11 protein-coding genes and 1 pseudogene are annotated in these 18625 nt (G+C 71.8%); 8 read left to right on the top strand and 4 right to left on the bottom strand.

Annotation, left to right across the window (positions count from 1 at the left end):
- Positions 1-194 precede the first annotated feature (194 nt).
- From ACIRO3_RS15885 to ACIRO3_RS15870, 4 genes and pseudogenes are all read left to right on the top strand, one after another.
- Positions 195-1097, top strand: a complete 903-nt coding sequence (locus tag ACIRO3_RS15885) for a M24 family metallopeptidase (RefSeq protein ID WP_404136805.1) — start codon at positions 195-197, stop codon at positions 1095-1097.
- Positions 1094-2875, top strand: a complete 1782-nt coding sequence (locus tag ACIRO3_RS15880; protein ID WP_404136802.1) for an SDR family oxidoreductase — start codon at positions 1094-1096, stop codon at positions 2873-2875. Before ACIRO3_RS15885 ends, ACIRO3_RS15880 begins: the two co-directional genes overlap by 4 nt.
- A 172-nt stretch (positions 2876-3047) precedes the next feature.
- Positions 3048-3218, top strand: a pseudogene (locus ACIRO3_RS15875) (metal-dependent hydrolase); the annotation flags it as partial.
- Positions 3219-3228: 10 nt separating this feature from the next.
- Positions 3229-4143 (top strand): MerR family transcriptional regulator, encoded by a 915-nt coding sequence (locus ACIRO3_RS15870; protein ID WP_361973845.1) that lies wholly within the window; start codon positions 3229-3231, stop codon positions 4141-4143.
- 103 nt (positions 4144-4246) lie between these two features.
- On the opposite strand, the gene ACIRO3_RS15865 is transcribed toward ACIRO3_RS15870, so the two are convergent.
- A complete protein-coding gene (locus tag ACIRO3_RS15865) occupies positions 4247-5239 on the bottom strand; it encodes an aquaporin (RefSeq protein WP_404136799.1) in 993 nt (330 codons plus the stop codon).
- 134 nt (positions 5240-5373) lie between these two features.
- On the opposite strand from ACIRO3_RS15865, the gene ACIRO3_RS15860 reads away from it, so the two are divergent.
- The 3 genes from ACIRO3_RS15860 to ACIRO3_RS15850 all read left to right on the top strand — a co-directional run bounded on the left by ACIRO3_RS15860 (position 5374) and on the right by ACIRO3_RS15850 (position 11072).
- On the top strand, positions 5374-5913 hold the full coding sequence (locus ACIRO3_RS15860; RefSeq protein WP_404136797.1) for an RNA 2'-phosphotransferase: 540 nt from the start codon (positions 5374-5376) through the stop codon (positions 5911-5913).
- 129 nt (positions 5914-6042) lie between these two features.
- Complete coding sequence (locus ACIRO3_RS15855; RefSeq protein ID WP_404136794.1) at positions 6043-8013, top strand: HSP90 family protein; 1971 nt, start codon at positions 6043-6045, stop codon at positions 8011-8013.
- Complete coding sequence (locus ACIRO3_RS15850) at positions 8010-11072, top strand: tetratricopeptide repeat protein (protein ID WP_404136791.1); 3063 nt, start codon at positions 8010-8012, stop codon at positions 11070-11072. The genes ACIRO3_RS15855 and ACIRO3_RS15850 overlap by 4 nt, the downstream gene beginning before the upstream one ends.
- 170 nt (positions 11073-11242) lie before the next feature.
- Here the strand turns inward: ACIRO3_RS15850 and ACIRO3_RS15845 are convergent, their stop codons facing one another.
- Positions 11243-12145: an LLM class flavin-dependent oxidoreductase gene (locus tag ACIRO3_RS15845; protein WP_404136788.1), complete on the bottom strand. Its 903-nt coding sequence runs from the start codon at positions 12143-12145 to the stop codon at positions 11243-11245.
- A 170-nt stretch (positions 12146-12315) separates the two neighbouring features.
- On the opposite strand from ACIRO3_RS15845, the gene ACIRO3_RS15840 reads away from it, so the two are divergent.
- Complete coding sequence (locus tag ACIRO3_RS15840; RefSeq protein WP_404136785.1) at positions 12316-13191, top strand: Cof-type HAD-IIB family hydrolase; 876 nt, start codon at positions 12316-12318, stop codon at positions 13189-13191.
- A gap of 71 nt (positions 13192-13262) precedes the next feature.
- Here the strand turns inward: ACIRO3_RS15840 and ACIRO3_RS15835 are convergent, their stop codons facing one another.
- Both ACIRO3_RS15835 and cydD read right to left on the bottom strand, forming a co-directional pair.
- The gene (locus tag ACIRO3_RS15835; RefSeq protein WP_404136781.1) at positions 13263-14999 is read right to left on the bottom strand and encodes a GAF domain-containing sensor histidine kinase; all 1737 of its coding nucleotides are present in this window, start codon (positions 14997-14999) and stop codon (positions 13263-13265) included.
- Between the two features lie 14 nt (positions 15000-15013).
- The gene (cydD, locus tag ACIRO3_RS15830; protein ID WP_404136778.1) at positions 15014-18604 is read right to left on the bottom strand and encodes a thiol reductant ABC exporter subunit CydD; all 3591 of its coding nucleotides are present in this window, start codon (positions 18602-18604) and stop codon (positions 15014-15016) included.
- Positions 18605-18625: the final 21 nt, after the last annotated feature.

The following is an 18625-nucleotide window of genomic DNA, read 5'->3' as shown; positions in this document are numbered from 1 at the left end:
CGGATCGTCAGACCAGGAGCCGGATCCCGTATCCGCCTTGAGGACTACAGGGCCCGCCCAAAGGCTGATGTGGCCCGGACAAGTTTGTCCACAGGTGCATGCACGGGCCTTGACGTGACCGCCGGTCATTGTCACATTCATCAGTGTCAAGTTACGGGCGCGTACGGCTACACGGACACGGACGGACGGCTGGCATGGCTGGGGAAACCAAGCGACGCACGACGCGACGCTCCGCATTCACCGGAGCGACCGGAGCCACGGGGGTCTCCGGGCTCAGCGCCGAACTGCGCGGGTTCAGAGAGGTCCAGCGCCTCGCCTACGAGTGCGCCGAGGCCGTGGCGGCGCAGCTCCGCCCGGGTCTGACGGAACGCGAGGCGGCGCGGATGCAGCGCGAGTGGCTGCGCGAGCGCGGGGTGCGGGACTGGTTCCACATGCCCTTCGCGTGGTTCGGCGACCGCACCGCCTTCGCGAACTTCAAGGTCCCCCTGCAGTTCTTCCCGACGAACCGGAGGCTGGAGCCGGGGATGCCGTTCATCCTCGACATGGCCCCGGTCCACAACGGCTACGCCGCCGACGTCGGATACTCGGGGAGCCTCGGTCTGCATCCCGTCCAGGACCGCTTGATGGCAGACCTGCGACCGCACCGCGAACTGATCCTGCGGCAGGTCCGTGAACGCCGTTCACTGCGCGAGATATACGAGAACGTCGAGCGGCTCATGACCCGCCAGGGCTACGCCAACCGACACCGGGCCTACCCCTTCGGCGTCATCGCCCACAAGCTGGACCGGGTCAAGGAGCGGCGCTGGTCACCGACCGCGTTCGGGTTCGGCACCCAGTCCCTGAAGGGTCTGGCGAGCGATGCCCTGCACGGGCACCGAGAGGGCTGGTCACCGCTGTGGAGCCCCTACCACTTCTCCGATCACGTGCCGAGGCCCGGCCTGTGGGCGGTGGAGCCGCACCTGGGCTTCCGCGGGACCGGCGCGAAATTCGAGGAGATCCTGGTCGTCACCGACTCCCGGGACCCCGAGGAAAGCGCCTTCTGGTTGGACGACGATCTGCCGCACGTGCGGCGCTGGGCTGAGGAGAAGGCGGCATGAGCGGCATCGGCGGGACGGGTCTGGAAGGCGCGCGCGAGCGTCGGGTGAGCACGGGCGGCATCGAACTGTGCGTCGTCGAGCTGGGGGAGGCTGACCGGCCGACCGTCGTGCTGGTGCACGGCTACCCGGACAGCAAGGAAGTCTGGTCGGAGGTCGCCCGGCGGCTGGCCGAGCACTTCCACGTCGTGTTGTACGACGTACGGGGTCACGGCCGCTCGTCGGCCCCCGTCCCCCTGCGCGGCGGGTTCACCCTGGAGAAGCTGACGGACGACTTCCTGGCCGTCGCGGACGCCGTGAGTCCGGACAGGCCGGTGCACCTGGTCGGCCACGACTGGGGCTCCGTACAGGGCTGGGAGTTCGCGACGGTCTCCCGCACCGAGGGCAGGATCGCCTCGTTCACCTCCATGTCGGGGCCCTCCCTCGACCACTTCGGGCACTGGATCAAGAAGCGGCTGGCCCGGCCCACCCCGCGCCGGGCCGCCCAACTCCTCAACCAGGGTGCGAAGTCCTGGTACGTGGCCATGCTGCACACTCCGGTGCTGCCCGAGCTGGCCTGGCGCGGACCGCTCGGCAAGCAGTGGCCCCGGATCCTCCAGCGCATGGAGAGAGTCCCGGCCGGCGACTACCCGACGGCGTCCCTGCCCTCGGACGCGGCGCACGGGGCCTGGCTCTACCGCGACAACGTACGGTCCCGGATGCGCAGGCCGCGCGCCGACGCGTACGCGCACGTGCCCGTGCAGCTGATCACGCCCACCGGGGACGCGTTCCTGTCCGAGCGGCTCTACGACGAGCTCGAACTGTGGGCCCCGGACCTGGTGCGGCGCACCCTGCCCGCGAAGCACTGGGTACCGCGCACCCGACCTGACCAACTGGCCTCGTGGATCACCGAGTTCGTCAACGGGCGGCAGGAGCCGGCGACGCGCGCCCCCGAGCAGAAGGCGCCCGGCCGGTACGCCGACCGGTTCGGCGGCCAACTGGTCCTGGTCACCGGCGCCGCGAGCGGCATCGGACGGGCCACCGCCTTCGCCTTCGCCGAGGCCGGAGCCCGGGTCGTGTGCGTGGACCGGGACGCGGAGGGCGCGGCGCGCACCGCCGACATGGCCCGCCTGGTGGGGGCTCCGCAGGCCTGGGGCGAATGCGTGGACGTCAGCGACGAGCAGGCGATGGAGAAGCTCGCGGCGAAAGTGGCCGCCGAGTACGGAATCGTGGACGTCCTGGTCAACAACGCCGGGATCGGACTCTCCGGGGCCTTCCTCGACACCAGCGCCGAGGACTGGAAGAAGGTCCTCGACGTCAACCTGTGGGGCGTCATCCACGGCTGTCGGATCTTCGGCAAGCAGATGGCCGACCGCGATCAGGGCGGGCACATCGTCAACACCGCCTCGGCCGCCGCCTATCTGCCCTCCAAGACCCTGCCCGCCTACAGCACCTCCAAGGCGGCGGTGTTGATGCTGTCCGAGTGCCTGCGCGCGGAACTCGCCTCGAAGTCGATCGGCGTCTCGGCCATCTGCCCCGGCATCGTCAACACCAACATCACCGCCACGTCCCGCTTCGCCGGGGTGGACGAGGCCGAGGAGAAGCGCCGCCAGGAACGCTCCTCCCGGTTGTACGGCCTGCGCAACTTCCCGCCGGAGAAGGTCGCGGACGCGATCTTGCTGGCCGTGGTGAAGAACCAGGCCGTGGTACCGGTGACGCCCGAGTCCAAGGGCGCCCTGTTGCTGTCCCGCCTGGCGCCGGGCGCCCTGCGGCGGATCGCGAGGCTGGAGCCCCGGCTGTGAGCGGGCCGGAGCCCGGGTGGTGAGCAGCGGGATGGTGGGAGCGGGCGTGGGAGCGGACGTGGGAGCGGACGTGGGAGCGGACGGCCGGAGGGGTCGCTCGCTCCCGGAACGGCCGCGGCCCGGGCCCGAGGTCCCGCCGGCGGGGGCCGATCGAGACTTCGGCGAAAGGGCACGGGGAGCGCTGCCGACGCGGAGAGAGCACGGCAGGGCCATACCCCGCTACCTGAGGCGGTCGTACCATCCCTCGCAGGAGGGCTCGCTGCGCAGGGCGGTGGAGTACCTGGCGGCGCCACCTGCCGCCCGGACCGCGGCGGGCGCGGTCGGCCGAGCCGCCATGTCGTAGGGAGCCGGGATTGTCCGATCAGGCGGTAGCCGAGTACCGGATCGAGGATCTGGCACACCACAGCGGCGCGACGGTGCGCACGATCAGGGCGTACCAGGACCGCGGTCTGCTGCCGAAGCCGGAGCGACGCGGCCGTTCCAACGTCTACCGGGACACGCACCTGGCGCGGCTGCGCCAGATCGCGGACCTGCTGGACCGCGGGTACACCCTGGCCTCCATCAAGGAACTGCTGGAGGCATGGGACGCGGGGCGCGGGCTGGGCGGCGTCCTGGGCCTGGTGGCCGAGGTGCACGGGCCGTGGACCGACGAGGAGGCGGACCGGATCAGCCGGTCCGAGCTCAACGAGCGGTTCGGCGGGCGACCCGACGACGACGCGGTGGGCGAAGCGTGCGAGCTCGGGGTGCTGGAACGCATTCCGGGGCGCCCGGACGAGTTCCTGGTGCCATCACCGCAGGAACTGGCGGTGGCCTCGGAGCTGTACGCGGCGGGGGTGCCGCTGGTGGCGATCACCGGACATCTGCGGGAGCTGCGCGGGCAGGTCGAGCACATCGCGTCGCGCTTCCTGGAGTTCACCACCGAGCACGTCTTCGCCCGCTACCTGGGGCACGTACCGCCCACGGACACGGACGCGGCGGAAGCGGCGGCGATGGTCCGAAGACTGCGGCCGCTGGCCCAACAGACGGTGGACGCCGAGCTGGCACGGGCGATGAGGCTGCTGGCGACCCGCCACCTCCAGCAACACCTGGGTGCGGCCGGGGTCGAGCAGCCCTCGGGGCCCACTCCGGTGGCGTTGCCGGCCGGGACGGTCCGGGCGGTGCAGGAGCTGGTGGGTCCCGACCACGTGGCGGAGTTCGTCCGGGCGGCGACGGAGCGGGAGATCCAGGCCCGGACCATGAACGAACTGGTCGGCAGGAGCGGCCGGTAGTACTCGATCAGTAGTCCACAGGGCGAATCGCCCTCTTGCCTGCAAAACTGATCGAATCGGCTGTGGACAAGTCGGGTTTTCCTGTGGGCAACTCGTCCTGGGCTCAAGCGGTCATCCCCAACTGGGTATTGGGGCGGGGAATATCGGCCATCGTCGTCTCCGGCTCGATCTCGACTCCACCGATGGCGACGCCGGCGCCGGTGCCGGGTGCGACGCCCAGGCCCGTGTCGGGTGCGGCGTCGCGGCCTGCGCCGACGCCTGCGTCCAGGCCGCTGCCGGGGGCGGGATCCGGGGCGGCGTTCGGGTCGGCATCCTGCTTCGCGACCGGACCGACGTCCGTACCAGCGCCGGCGTACCGCTCACCGCCCGGGGCGGCGTCCGCTCCGGCTGCGCTCCGGGCGGCACGGGCGGTCCGGTCGGTGCCGTAGAGCGCGCCGGCGAGGACCAGGCCGAGGACCCCGCCCAGCAACTGGGCCGCCACGAACCCGGGCAGCGACTGGGGGGCGATCCCGGTGAACGAGTCGCTGAAGGCGCGGCCGACGGTGCCCGCGGGGTTGGCGAAGGAACCCGACGAGGTGAACCAGATCGCGGCCGCTATGTAGGCGGCGACGGCGGCCGGGATCAGCTTGGCCCGGCCGATCCGGCCGAGCCCCTGGATGACCAGCACCAGACCCGCGGTGGCGACGATCTCGCCGATCAGCAGGTGCCCGCCCCCGCGGACCTGGGTGGCGAAGGCCCCCGGCACGCGCCCGAACATCGCCTCGGCGAGGAGCGCGCCGGCGATGGCGCCCACGACCTGGGCGGCGGTGTAGACGAGGGCGTCCCGGCCGTCGAGCCCCTGGCCTCCGGTGCGACGGGCCCACCAGGAGGTGAGCGTGACCACCGGGTTGAGGTGGGCGCCCGACAGCGGGCCGAAGAGCGTGATGATCAAGCCGAGGCCGATGGCGGAGGCGAGCGAGTTGGCGACGAGGGCGACACCGGTGTCACGGCTCAGGGCGGTGGCCTGGATCCCCGAACCGATCACCACCACGAGCAGTCCCGCGGTACCGATGAGTTCGGCGGTCGCGCGACGCGGCAGCGAAGCATCGATTGTCATGACTTCTCCCCCATGGACATCAGTTCAGCGGAAAATGTATTCCGTATCTTGGAATCGCGATAGAGGGAGTCCAGGGTCGACGGTGCCGCCGAAAATCGCTGCCGGAAGGGCCCGCGAACCGGCACGCTGGGGCCATGGATGACAGACGCACCGTGAAGGTGTCCAAATACGTCTCGAAACACCTGCGACATCAGCCGGAACGGATCGGACTGGTGCTCGATCCACACGGCTGGGTGGAGATCGACGACCTCCTGAACGCCGCGGCCGGCCACGGATTCCCCATCACCCGGCCGGAACTCGACCACGTCGTCGCCGCCAACGACAAGCAACGCTTCGCCATCGACGGCACCCACATCCGGGCCAGTCAGGGACACACGATCGCCGTGGACCTGGACCTGCCCGAAGCGGAACCGCCCGCGTACCTCTACCACGGCACCGTCGGCGCGACCCTGGACGCCATCCGCGCCGAGGGCCTGCGGCCCATGGCCCGACACCACGTACACCTGTCCCCGGACCGGGAGACCGCGACCCGGGTGGGCGCGCGCCGCGGACGACCGGTCGTGCTCAGCGTGGACGCGGGCGCGATGCGGGCGGCCGGACACGTGTTCCGGATCAGCGCCAACGGGGTGTGGTTGGTGGACGCCGTGCCACCGGAGTTCCTGCGGTTCCAGTGACGCGCGGGCACGCACAATTCACAGGGAGAATGTCAGATCATCCCCCTAACCTGTTCCCACTCCGGGATCGGTGAGGGGGGCACCTCGCGATCGCCGAACCATCCATGCGAACACGTGAGGTGACACCCCATGACGTCCGACACCCCATCCGAAGCTCCATCGGCAGACCTGTCCCAAGCTCCTTACTCGGCTCCGCTGTCCTCGGCTCCGCTGTCCTCGGCTCCGCTGTCCTCGGCGCCGCAGTCCTCGGCTCCGTCCGAACCCCCGGTCAACAGTTTCCAAGTCGACCTGCGCGGCCTGGTGGACCTGCTCTCCCACCACCTGTACTCCAGCCCGCGCGTCTACGTCCGCGAGCTGCTCCAGAACGCCGTCGACGCCATCACCGCCCGGCACGCGCTCGAGCCCGACGCGCGGGTCCACATCCGTCTCACCGCCTCCGCCGGCCGGGTCACCATCGAGGACTCCGGCATCGGCCTGACCGCGGCCGAGGCCCACTCCCTCCTCGCCACCATCGGCCGCAGCTCCAAGCGCGGCAACGGTGGGATCGAGGGCCACGGCTTGGAGGACACCCGCCGGCAGTTCCTGGGCCAGTTCGGCATCGGACTGCTCGCCTGCTTCGTCGTCGCCCGTCAGATCCGCGTCGTCACCCGATCCGCACGCGACCCCCTCGCGGCACCCGTGGAGTGGCTGGCCACGGACGACGGTTCCTACACCGTCCGCGAGCTCCCCCACGAAGCGCGCCCGGAGCCCGGTACGACCGTCCACCTGGAGACCCGCCCCGGCGCCGAGGAGTGGACCGAGCCCGCCAGGGTCGAACGCCTCGCGCGGGACTACGGCTCACTGCTCCACCACGACATCACCTTCGACGACGGCGCGGGCGGCGAGCCCCGCCCGATCACCGATCGGCCCGCGGTGTGGGACCGGTCCTTCCCCACCCCGGCCGCCCGTCGCGTGGCGCTCGCCGGACACTGCGCGCAGCTCTTCGGTTTCACCCCGCTCGACAGCATCGACCTCGATCTGCCGGTCGCCGGCGTGCGCGGGGTCGCCTACGTCCTCGCCGAGCCCACCAGCCCCGCCCACCGGGCCGGGCACCGCGTCCACCTCAAGGGCATGCTGCTGACCGACCAGGCGGACAACCTGCTGCCGGAGTGGGCCTTCTTCGTCCGCGTGGTGCTCGACACCGACACCCTGCGGCCCACCGCATCCCGCGAGAACCTGTACGACGACGAAACCCTCGCCGCGGTCCGCGAAGCCCTCGGTGCCCGGATCCGGGCCTGGCTCGCCGAACTCGCCGCGAGTGACCCGGAACGACTGGCCTCCTTCCTGGGCGTCCACCACCTCGGCGTGAAGTCCCTGGCCCGGCACGACGCCGAACTCCTCGATCTGATGCTGCCCTGGCTGCCGTTCGAGACCAGCGAGGGGTCGATGAGCCTGGAGGAGTTCGCCGCCGCGCACACCGACATCCATTTCACGCGCACCGTGGAGGAGTTCCGTCAGATCGCCCCGATCGCGGCGGCCCACGGCCTCGGCGTCATCAACGCCGGCTACACCTATGACGCCGACCTGCTGGCCCTGCTTCCCGCCGTACGACCGCAGCTCAAGGTCACCGAACTGGACGCCGGAGCGGTCACCGAGCGTCTCGACCCGGTACCGACCACGGTCGAACTGGCCCTCGCCTCCTTCCTGGCCACCGCCCGTACGCGTCTCGAACCCCAGAGCTGCGACGTGGTGCTGCGCGCCTTCCAGCCCGCGTCCGTCCCCGCGCTCTACCTCGACGACCGGCAGGCCCGCCAGGAACGCGACCGGACCGCGGCCCTCGACAGTGCCGATTCCCTGTGGACCGGCATCCTCGGCGCGCTGCGCGGCTCCGCGCCGCGCGCCCGCCTGGTCCTCAACCACAACAACCCGCTGATCCGTCGCATCGCGAACCTTCCCGACACGACCCTGACCGCAACCGCCGTCGAATCGCTGTACGGCCAGGCGCTGCTGATGTCCCAGCGACCGCTGCGTCCCGCCGATTCCACGCTGCTCAACCGCGCCTTCCTGGGCCTCCTGGAGTGGGCGACCCACTCCACCGACACGCGGGAGAACGAGAAGTGAGCAACCTGACCCCGGAAGAGATCCGACAGGCGCTGCACGAGAACCACCGCCTCCCCCACGGCGCCGCGCGCAACGCGCAGGCCGAGGCGCTGGCCGCGGCGGCCGAGGTCTGCGGCGACCGGGCCCTGTTCCGCAACGCGCTGGTGACCCAGATCGACGCGTACGAGTACAGCTCCGAACGCACCCGCATGATGGTTCCCTTCGCCCGGCTGCTCCAGGAGTACGACCGCGATCCCGGTGCCTTCGATCGGGGCGAGACCCACTCCCTCTTCTGGCGCTTCAAGTGGGTCTCCGGCCAGATCATCAACTCTCCCGAGATTCCGCTGGCTTCCGCGGCCGGCTACCTGGCGGACATGGAGCGCCGCTACCGCCTCGCCGGATACAGCGAACGCGCGGTGCGTCAGTCGGAGTACTACCTGGCGGACGCCATCGGCGACGACGAGCGGGCGGAGCGGGCGGTCGCCGCATGGCAGGCCATGGAGCGCGACGAGATGAGCGACTGCCACGCCTGCGAGACCAACAGCCAGGGCACGTTCTGGGCCACGAAGGGCGACGACGCCAAGGCGATCGAGATCTGGGAGCCGGTGCTGTCGGGAAGGCAGACCTGCCAGGAGGAACCGCACCGGGTACTCGCACGATCCTTGCTGCCCCTGCTGCGCCAGGGCCGCGCCGACGAGGCCCGCGCCCATCACCTGCGCGGCTACCGCCTGGCGCGCGGCAACGAGAGCCTGCTGCGCTCGATCGGACAGCACATCGAGTTCTGCGCCCTCACCGGCAACGAGGCACGCGGACTGGAGATCCTCTTCGATCACGAGACGCACCTCAAGCCGCTCACCGACGTCAAGGCCCAACTCGATTTCCACGGCGGCGTACTCGTCCTGTTGGAGCGGCTCATGACGCTCGGCCACGGCGCCGGGACCTCCGTGCGTTACGAGGGAGCCGCCCACTCCGTCGACGAGCTGTACGCGGTGTTGCGCGCCGGCTGCCTGGACATCGCCCGCCGGTTCGACGCGCGCAACGGAAACAGCCGCGTCTCCGGCCGGTTCCTCGCCCGGCTCGGTCGGGCCCCCCTGGTCGACGTGCTGCCCCTGGGAGTACGAAGTTCGGCGCTGCCGCGGGCCACCCCGGCCGCGGCTCCAACCGCGACCGTCCCGACCGTCCCGACCTCCCCGGCTGCCCCGGCGCGGGCCGGGCTCGACGCGACGGCGGAACGGGCCCGTCACGCCCGCGACCAGGGACACCCGGGCGCGGAGGCGCTCTGGTCCGAACTCGCCGTACGCGTGGCAGCCCTCCCGGACTCGCAGGTGGACCCGTTGCTCTCCGCCGACCTGGCTGACCACCGGGCCGTATCCGCGGCGCGTGCCGGGGCCGCCGACGCGACGGAGTTGCTGACAGTCGCCCGGGACCGCTACCTCGCGCTGGGGCTGGCGGAACGTGCCGCGCTGGCGGAGCTGCGCCTGGCGGGCGTCGCGGCGCAGGCCGGGGCGGATCCGGCGAAGACGCGGAGCCTGCTCGCGAGTGCCGTCAGGGCCGCCGAGGCTCTGGACCCGACCGACCCCGCGCGGCGCCGTCGCATCGCACGCGCCGAGCTGACCACGATCCGTCTGGAGCCGTACCTGCGGTCGATCGAGGCCACCCACGAAGACGAAGAGACCGGAACCGGGCACGGCGCCGGGCACGGGCATGGCCACGACCACGAGCAGGACCACGGGCACGCGGAGCTGTCGGCCGAGCTGGACTCCTTCATCGCCTCGTACGCGGGGACGTTGCCCGATGTCGTGGCGGAGGCGGAGGAGATGCTGGGCCGGGTGATGCTCACGCAGGGCGACCCGGAGCGGGCCCTGTCGTCGCTGTCCTCGTCCGCCGACCGGGCCGTCGAGGCCGGTTGCCCCTGGCAGGCGGTGGACGCCCTGGTGCTGCGGGCCGGCGTGCTGCTCTCGTTGGACAGGCCCGAGGAGGCGGAGGAAGCGGCCCGGTCCGGGCTCGAACACGCTGCCGAGGTGACCGACCCCGAGGAACAGGGCGTCGTACGACTCACCTTGGCCGACACCCTGCTGCGCCGGCGCGACGGGGCCGAGGAGGCCGCCGAGCACGCGCTGACGGCGGCGCACTGGTTCGACCAGGCCGGGCTGAGCGCGGACGGTGGCGCGCAGGCGCGGCTGCTGCTGGCACGGGCGTACGCACGGACCGAGCGGTACGCCGACGCCGCGGAGGTGGTGCAGTCGACGTTGCCCGATCTGTTGGAGCACGGTGAGCAGCAGGCCGTCTTCGTGAGGGAGTTCCTCGGCGACCTCCTGCATGAGGTACGGGACCTGTCGGCCTCGGCGGAGCAGTACCTGCACGCGGCGGAGCTCACCAAGGGTTGGGAGGACCCGCGTCCTCAGGCGCGTTTCGCGCAGGCGGCCGCCGACCAGCTCGCCGGCACGGAGCTGGTGCGGGAGGCGATCGCCGCGTACGAACGAGCCCTGGAGCTGCATCGACAGGCGGGCGGTGCGCCAGTCGCGGAGGCGCGGATCCTGCGTTCGCTGGCCTGGCTGGCGCTGCGCGAGGAGACCACCGTGGAGACGCTGACGGCGGCCCGGACCCTGATGGACGAGGCCGCCGGAGTGCTCGAAGCGGCGAGGGCCACCGATCCGCAGGCCCCGGAGCTCCGGTCCGAACTCGCGCAGACCTGGCACCAGTCGGCCCAGGTGCTGGACCGCCAGGTTCAGGCGATGGAACGGCCCGACGAGGAGAACGGGGACGAGGGTGGGGCGGACGGCGGTGCCTCAGCCCTTCCCACCCTCGGTGAGTCCCGGAGCACGGCGCTGCGACTGGAGGAGATCCGTCTGTGGGACCGGGCCGCGGTCGTCTACGCGGAGCTCGGCCATGACCATCTGGAGGACCGCTTCCAGTGCGTGAACAACGCCGCCTGGACCGAACAGGAGCTGGGCCGCCCGGAAGCGGGCATCGAGCGGATCACCACGCTGATCGAGGAGATCCAGGCGCTGCCCGAGGGCGTCGCACAGGAATGGATGCTGCCGAACGCGGAACGGATCGTTGCGCGTCTGCGGGACTGACAGCCTGACGGACTGTGACCTGATGGCCTGAGGGACTGCGACCTGAGGGATTGAGTCCCCGATTGAGACCACGGAAACTGCGGCCCGCCAGCGCAGCGTCTGCCGTCCCCGCCCCGCCGTTCATCGCGGCGGGCCGGGGGCGCTCCCGTACCAGGGGTGGGCCGGAAGCCTCAGCCGTTGAGCTGGGCGGGGGCCTCGGTGGCGATCCGCTCGAACACGGCCTGGTCAGCGGCGAAGTCGGAGTCCGGAATCGGCGCGTGGACGACCAGCTCCGTGAAGCCGAGCTCCTGATGGCGGCCGGCGAAGTCGACGAACGCGTCCACGGACTCCAGCAGCGTGTTGCGCTCCGGGGTAAAGCCCGTCAGCAGGACCTTCTCCATCGAACCGGAGTCGCGCGCGATCTCCGCACAGGCCTTCTCCAGCTTGCCGAGCTGTCCGCGCAGGGCTTCCAGCGACTGCTCGGGGGTCCCCTCGAAGACCTTCGGATCGCCCGCCGTCACCCACGCCTGGCCGTGCCGCGCCACGACCTTCATGCCCCGGGGCCCGGTCGCGGCGACCGCGAACGGCAACCGCGGCCGCTGGACACATCCGGGGATGTTGCGGGCCTCCACGGCTGAATAGAAGGTGCCGTCCCCGGTCACGGCGCCCTCGGTCAGCAGCCGGTCCAGGAGCGGCACGAACTCGGCGAAGCGGTCGGCCCTCTCTCTGGGGGTCCACGGCTCCTGGCCCAGCGCCGTCGCGTCGTAGCCGTTGCCACCGGCGCCGATACCGAGGGTGACGCGCCCGCCGGAGATGTCGTCCAGGGACATGAGGTCCTTGGCCAGGGTCACTGGGTGGCGGAAGTTCGGCGAGGTGACGAGCGTGCCCAGCCGGATCCGCTCGGTGGCGCAGGCCGCCGCGGTCAGGGTGGGAACCGCGCCGTACCAGGGACCGTCACGGAAGGTCCGCCAGGTGAGGTGGTCGTAGGTGTAGGCGGTGTGGAACCCGAGCTCCTCGGCCCTCGACCACTGGTCGCGGCCTCCTTCGTGCCACGGACGTACGGGGAGGATCACAGTGCTCAGACGCAGACTCATACACGCGAGCCTAAGGCGGGCCCTCCTGTTTCACGTGAAACATCCCGGGCTCCTGCCTGCGACTGGACTCGGTTTCACGTGAAACATCGCCCCGGACGGGCGGCGACACCACAAAGCAGCGCGAATCCCACACGGCAGGCCGGCCGATCTTGGTCCAGTGCCGGGGGCTCATGGGCGAAGATGGGACCGTGACCTCGGCTCCCCAGCGCCCGGACGGGCCAACCCCCACTCCCCGGCTCATCGCCACCGACCTCGACGGCACCCTGCTGCGCGACGACATGACCGTCTCGCCCCGCACCATCGCCGCACTCGCCGCCGCCGAGGCGGCCGGGATCCAGGTCTTCTTCGTCACCGGGCGCCCGGCCCGCTGGATGGACGTGGTCAGCGACCACGTCCACGGTCACGGCCTGGCGATCTGCGCGAACGGCGCGGCCGTGGTCGACCTCCACGCGGGCCGCGAGTTCGTACAGGTCCGGGGGCTCCCCCGGACCACCGCGCTCACGGTCGTGGACGCGCTGCGGGCCGCCGCCCCCGGTACGACCTTCGCCGTGGAACGCACCACCGGGATCAATTACGAGCCGGCCTACCCGCCGTTCTTCCAGGACCCGGGTGCCACGGTGGCCACCGTGGAGAAGCTGCTGCGCGAGGACTTCGACGACAGCGATACACCCGTGCTGAAGCTGCTCGCGCACCATGCCGAACTGGCACCTGACGAGTTCCTGATCCTGGCCCGTTCCGTCGCCGGCAGGCACGCCTCGATCACCCGCTCCAGCCCGACCGCCCTGCTGGAGATCAGCGGGCTCGGCGTCTCCAAAGCCAGCACCTTGGCCCTGTGTTGCGCCGAGCGTGGGATCTCCGCCGCCGAGGTGGTGGCCTTCGGTGACATGCCGAACGACGTGGAAATGCTCAGCTGGGCAGGCACCTCGTACGCCATGGGCAACGCGCACCCGGACGTGCTCGCGGCCGCGTCCGGCCGCACGGTCGCCAACAACGAAGACGGGGTCGCCCTTGTCATCGAGCGCATCCTGACCGAACGCACCGCATAGGAGCAGGACCGGAAGCGGCGGGACCAGGAACAGGGCCGGTCCCGCCGGCCGGCGGGACCGGCGCCGCGCTCTCAGAGCGGGGCCTGCCACACCACGGTGGTCCCGCCGCCGTCCTCGCCGATTCCGGGGCCGTACGAGCTCGACCCGCCGAGGGACTCGGCCCGGCGGCGCAGGTTCCGCAGCCCGCTGCGACGGCCGCCCTCCGCGATGCCCACCCCGTCGTCCGCCACCTCCAACCGGACCCCGGGCCGGCCGTCGGCCAGGTGGATGGTGGAGTCCAGGACCACTTCGATCCGGGACGCCTCGGAGTGCCGGAACGCGTTCGACAGGGCCTCACGGAGGGCCGCGATCAGGTTCTTGCCGACCAGTTCCCCCACGACCGCGTCGATCGGGCCGAGGAAACGGTGCGCGGGCTTGAAGCCGAGGGGGACGGCGGCCATGTTGATCTCTCGCAGTACCCGGGTGCGCAACCCCGAAGGGGCCTCCGCCGGGCCCTGCTGGAGGGCAAAGATCGCGGTACGGATCTCCTGGATCGTGACGTCCAGTTCGTCCACGGCCTTCCCGACCCCGTCGCTGACCTCCGGGACGACGGACCGGCGCTGAGCGCCCTCCAACATCATTCCGGTGGCGAACAGCCGCTGGATCACGAGGTCGTGCAGATCACGGGCGATGCGGTCGCGGTCCTCGAAGACCGCGAGCCGCTCCCGGTCGCGCTGAGCCTCCGCCATCATCAACGCGAGGGCGGCCTGGGAGGCGAACTGTGTCGCCAGGGTCCGCTCGGACTCGCTGAAGGGCCGCTTGCCGCGTGCCCGCGGGGTGACGAGGGCACCGAGCACCCGTCCGCCGCTGTGCAGCGGCAGCATCATGCAGGGCCCGAACTGGCTGGTCAGCTTGCTGATCATGCGAGGGTCGCAGGACGCGTCGTCCACGAAGACGGGCTCGCCCCGCAGCAGGTTGTCCACCACCGGGCTCTCGGCGGGGATGACCACTCCGAGCGAGGTGGCCGGGTTCTCGGCGGACACGGCGACGATCTCCATCCCCCCGTCCTCGGCCGGCAGCAGCACGATCCCGGCGGCGGAGTCGGCCAACCGGCGGGCCTGCTCGGCCACCACCGCGAGGGCGTCGTCCGCGTCCCCGCCCGACAACAGGGCCGTGGTGACGGCCACCGAGCCGTCGATCCAGCGCTCGCGCTGGGTGGCGGCCTCGTACAACCGGGCGTTGCCGATGGCGATGCCCGCCTCGGTGGCCAGCACGCGCACCATGTGCACGTCGTAGTCGTTGAACTCGCCGCCGCCGTTCTTCTCGGCGAGGTACAGATTGCCGAAGATCTCCCCCTGCACCCGGATCGGGACGCCGAGGAAGGTCTTCATGGGCGGGTGATGCGCCGGGAAGCCCGAAGATCGGGGATCCTTCGTGAGATCGGCCAGCTGCACGGTGTCGGGGTGGGAGATGAGCGCGCCGAGCAGGCCCTGCTTCCCGTCCGGACGGTGGCCGATCTGCCGCGCCGTCTCGGCACTGATGCCGAAGGTGACGAAGTCCGACAACCCGCGGCCCTCGGTGTCGACCACGCCGATCGCCGCGTAGCGGGCGTCCGCCAGTTCGGCGGCCGTCTCGCAGATCCGGTCGAGGGTGGAGTGCAGTTCAAGGCCCGTACCGACCGAGCGCATCGCCTCCAGCAGTTGCGGCACCCGGGCGGTGAGCTCGGTGGAGAGCCCCTGCAGACTCCTGGTGGCCCGGGTGGCGGCCTCCAGCGGGTCCGGCGTTCCCCGTGATGGATCCGGTGGTTCCTGAGACTCCTGCACTGACATGCCCTTGAGCCTAGTTAGTCCCCTTTATTGGTGAAAGTCGGCCTGCGGTTCCCGGCCGCCATGCCGTCCGCCTCGCGTTCCCGTTCCAGCAACCGCCGCAGTGGGCCATCGACGAGGGCCAGCTCCTCGTACCCGCCACGCTGCACGACGGCGCCCTGATCCAGGACGAGCACCTCGTCCACCGCTTCCAGGCCGGCCAGCCGGTGTGTGATCAGCACCGTGGTCCGGCCCTCGGTGGCCGCCAACAGGTCCCCGGTCAGCGCGTCCGCGGTCGCCAGGTCGAGGTGCTCGGCCGGCTCGTCCAGGACCAGGATGGGGAAGTCGGCGAGCAGCGCCCGGGCCAGGGCCAGCCGTTGCCGCTGACCGCCGGAGATCCGCTCCCCGTGTTCGCCGACCAGGGTGTCCAGGCCGTCGGGAAGCCCGTCGGCCCAGTCCAGCAGCCGGGCCGCGGCGAGCGCCTGCCTCAGCTGCGCCTCGGTCGCGTCGGTGCGGGCCAGGCGCAGGTTCTCCCGTACCGAGCTGTCGAAGATGTGCGCGTCCTGGGCACACAGGCCCACCGAACGCCTCACCTGGTCGCTGTCGAGCGAGCGCGTGTCGATCCCGCCCAGGGTGTACGAGCCTTGGCTCTGGTCCAGGAACCGCAGCAGGACCTGTGCCAGCGTGGTCTTGCCCGAGCCCGACGGCCCGACGACCGCGACACGGCGGCCGGCCTCCAGCGTCAGGTCGAGTCCCGCCAGCGCGTCCCGCTCCTGGCCGGGGTGGCGGGCGGTGATCCCCGTCAGCCGCAGGGGGAGGGGCGAGGCGGGCATCGCGTGCGGCCGGTCCGGTTCGGTGACCGGAGCCGGCGCGTCGATGACCTCGTAGACCCGTTCGGCACTGCGGCGCACCCGCTGCCGGTACTGCACCGCGAGCGGGAGTCCGGTGACGGCCTCGAAGGCGGCCAGCGGAGTCAGCACGACCACCGCCATCGTCACCCCGGACAGCCGACCCTCCACCACGGCGTTCGCGCCGAAGAGGGCGGCGACCACCACGGTCAGGCCGCAGACGAGGGCGGACAGTCCACCACCGAGCCCGGTCGCGGCGGCGCCCCGCGCGGCGATGTCGGTCAGTGCCCGGTCACTCGCGCGCACGGCGGCCTTCCGCCCCGCCAGCGCACCGGCGACGGTCAGCTCCGCGGTACCGGTCAACAGGTCGGCCACCCGAGTCGCGAGGCCGCCCCGGGCGGGGGCCAGCCTGCGCTCGGCGCGACGTGCGACGGCGCCGCTGACCAGGGGCACCCCGACACCGGCCGCGAGCAGTCCGAGGGCCAGCGCGGCCCCGGCTTCGGGCAGCAGCCAGGCGGTGAAGGCCACCGAGCCGGTGCCGACGAGCACGGCCGTGCCGACGGGAAGCAGCCAGCGCAGCCAGTAGTCCTGCAGGGCGTCCGCGTCGGCCACCAGCCGGGACAGCAGATCCCCGCGCCGCTGTTCGCGCAGTCCGGCCGGCGCGATCCGCTCCAGCCGCCGGAACACCGAGACCCGCAGATCCGCGAGCATCCGCAGGACGGCGTCGTGCGACACGAGCCGCTCGGCGTAGCGGAAGACGGCCCGTCCGATACCGAAGGCGCGGGTGGCCGTGACCGCCATCATCAGATAGAGGACCGGCGGCTGCTCCGAGGCCCGCGAGATCAGCCAGCCGGAGACGGCCATCAGGCCGACACCGCACCCGACGGCCAGCGCGCCGAGCAGCAGCCCGAGCCGGAACCGGCCCTGCCAGGCCGCGGCCACCTCGCGTACCCGCCGGAGCGGATCGCGCCCGCCCGCGTCGGTGCCCGCTCGTTTCGCCGCGCCCTCGGAAGCGACGCCGAGGATCCACTCCCCGGGATCGGCCGGCCCGGGTTCCGGGTCCCGAACCGGTCCCGCTCCCCGCGGGAACCGTACGAGCAGGGAGGCGTCCGGCCCCGCCACGGGGGAGGGGCCCGCCGGCCCCGCGCCCACGGTCACGACCCGGTCCGCGACGGCCAGCAGCGCCGGCCGGTGCACCACCAGCAGGACGGTCCGCCCGACCGCGAGCTTGCGTACCGCCTCGACCACGCCGGCCTCGGTCTCCCCGTCCAACGCGGCGGTCGGCTCGTCCAACAGCACTACGGGCCGGTCCGCCAGGAAGGCACGGGCCAGCGCGAGGCGCTGCCGCTGCCCGGCGGACAGCCCCACCCCGCCCTCACCCAGCACCGTGTCCGCGCCGCGGGGCAGCGCGTTCACGAACTCCCGGGCCCCGGCGTCCGCGAGTGCCTCGGTGATGGCCTCGTCGGACGCGTCCGGCCTGGCCAGTCGCACGTTCTCCGCGATCGTGCCCGCGAACAGGTGCGGCCGCTGCGGCACCCACGCGATCCGCTCCCGCCACTGCTCTGGCGCCAGGTCGGCCAGGTCGACGCCCGCGACCGACACCCGCCCGGCGGTCGGCTCCACGAACCCCAGCAGTACCTGCAACAGCGTGGACTTGCCCGCGCCGCTCGGCCCGGTGAGCGCCACGCACTCGCCCGGTTCGACCACCAGGGAAACCGGTGCCGGCGAGTCCTCGCCCCGGCCCTCGTACCGGACGGCCACACCGTCCAGCGCGATGCGAAGCGGAGTACCCGCCGCCGGGACGGCCGAACCGCCGCCCCGCGCGACCGGGGTCTCCAGCACCTCGAAGATCTCCTCGGCGGCCGCCAACCCCTCGGCAGCCGCGTGGTACTGCGCTCCCACCTGGCGCAGCGGCAGATACGCCTCCGGGGCCAGGATCAGGATGACGAGTCCGGTGTACAGATCGAGGTCCCCGTGCACGAGCCGCATGCCGATGGTCACGGCCACCAGCGCCACGGACAGCGTGGCGAGCAGTTCCAGGGCGAAGGAGGAGAGGAAGGCGATGCGCAGCGTCCGCATCGTGGCCTGCCGGTAGTCATCGGTGATCTTGCGGATCGACTCGGCCTGGGCCTTGGCCCGACCGAAGACCTTCAGGGTCGCAAGCCCCTCCACCACGTCCAGGAAGTGCCCCGACAACCGCGAGAGCAGCCGCCACTGGCGGTCCATACGGGATTGGGTGGCCATGCCGATGAGGATCATGAACAGCGGGATCAGAGGCAGGGTGACGACGATGATGGCCGCCGACACCCAGTCCTCGGTGACGATCCGGGCGAGCACCGCCACCGGCACGACGACCGCGAGTCCCAGTTGGGGCAGGTAGCGGGAGAAGTAGTCGTCGAGGGCGTCCACGCCCCTGGTGGCCAGTGCCACCAGCGATCCCGTGCGCTGCCCGCTCAACCATCCGGGCCCCAGGTCGGCGGCCCGGTCCAGCAGCCGCCCCCGCAGCTCGGACTTGACCGCGGCACTGGCCCGGTGGGCGGCCAGCTCCGTGAGCCAGGCGATCAGCCCGCGCCCCAACGCCACCGCAGCGAGCAGCAGCAGTGGCGTTCGGAGCGCCTCGCCGTCCAGCCCCTCCTCGAAGGCGCCGACCACGATCTCCGCGATGAGCATCGCCTGACCGACGACCAGCCCCGCCCCGGCCAGCCCGAGGGCCACCACCGCGCCCAGGAAGAGACGGGTGGAGCGGGCGTACCGCAGCAGGCGCGGGTCGATCGGTTTCACGTGAAACATCCCCTCGGCAGG

Source organism: Streptomyces sp. NPDC102278, from assembly GCF_044766345.1.
GTDB lineage: Bacteria > Actinomycetota > Actinomycetes > Streptomycetales > Streptomycetaceae > Streptomyces.
Note: the sequence above shows the minus strand (reverse complement) of the source record. Positions and strands in the feature narration are given on the sequence as shown.

What these genes read in the sequence shown, in the direction of transcription:
- ACIRO3_RS15840 (WP_404136785.1), top strand. Translation starts at nt 12,316, where the DNA reads ATGGGCGAAGATGGGACCGTGACCTCGGCTCCCCAGCGCCCGGACGGG.
- ACIRO3_RS15855 (WP_404136794.1), top strand. Translation starts at nt 6,043, where the DNA reads ATGACGTCCGACACCCCATCCGAAGCTCCATCGGCAGACCTGTCCCAA.
- ACIRO3_RS15835 (WP_404136781.1), bottom strand. Translation starts at nt 14,999, where the DNA reads ATGTCAGTGCAGGAGTCTCAGGAACCACCGGATCCATCACGGGGAACG.
- ACIRO3_RS15845 (WP_404136788.1), bottom strand. Translation starts at nt 12,145, where the DNA reads ATGAGTCTGCGTCTGAGCACTGTGATCCTCCCCGTACGTCCGTGGCAC.
- ACIRO3_RS15885 (WP_404136805.1), top strand. Translation starts at nt 195, where the DNA reads ATGGCTGGGGAAACCAAGCGACGCACGACGCGACGCTCCGCATTCACC.
- ACIRO3_RS15860 (WP_404136797.1), top strand. Translation starts at nt 5,374, where the DNA reads ATGGATGACAGACGCACCGTGAAGGTGTCCAAATACGTCTCGAAACAC.
- ACIRO3_RS15865 (WP_404136799.1), bottom strand. Translation starts at nt 5,239, where the DNA reads ATGACAATCGATGCTTCGCTGCCGCGTCGCGCGACCGCCGAACTCATC.
- ACIRO3_RS15880 (WP_404136802.1), top strand. Translation starts at nt 1,094, where the DNA reads ATGAGCGGCATCGGCGGGACGGGTCTGGAAGGCGCGCGCGAGCGTCGG.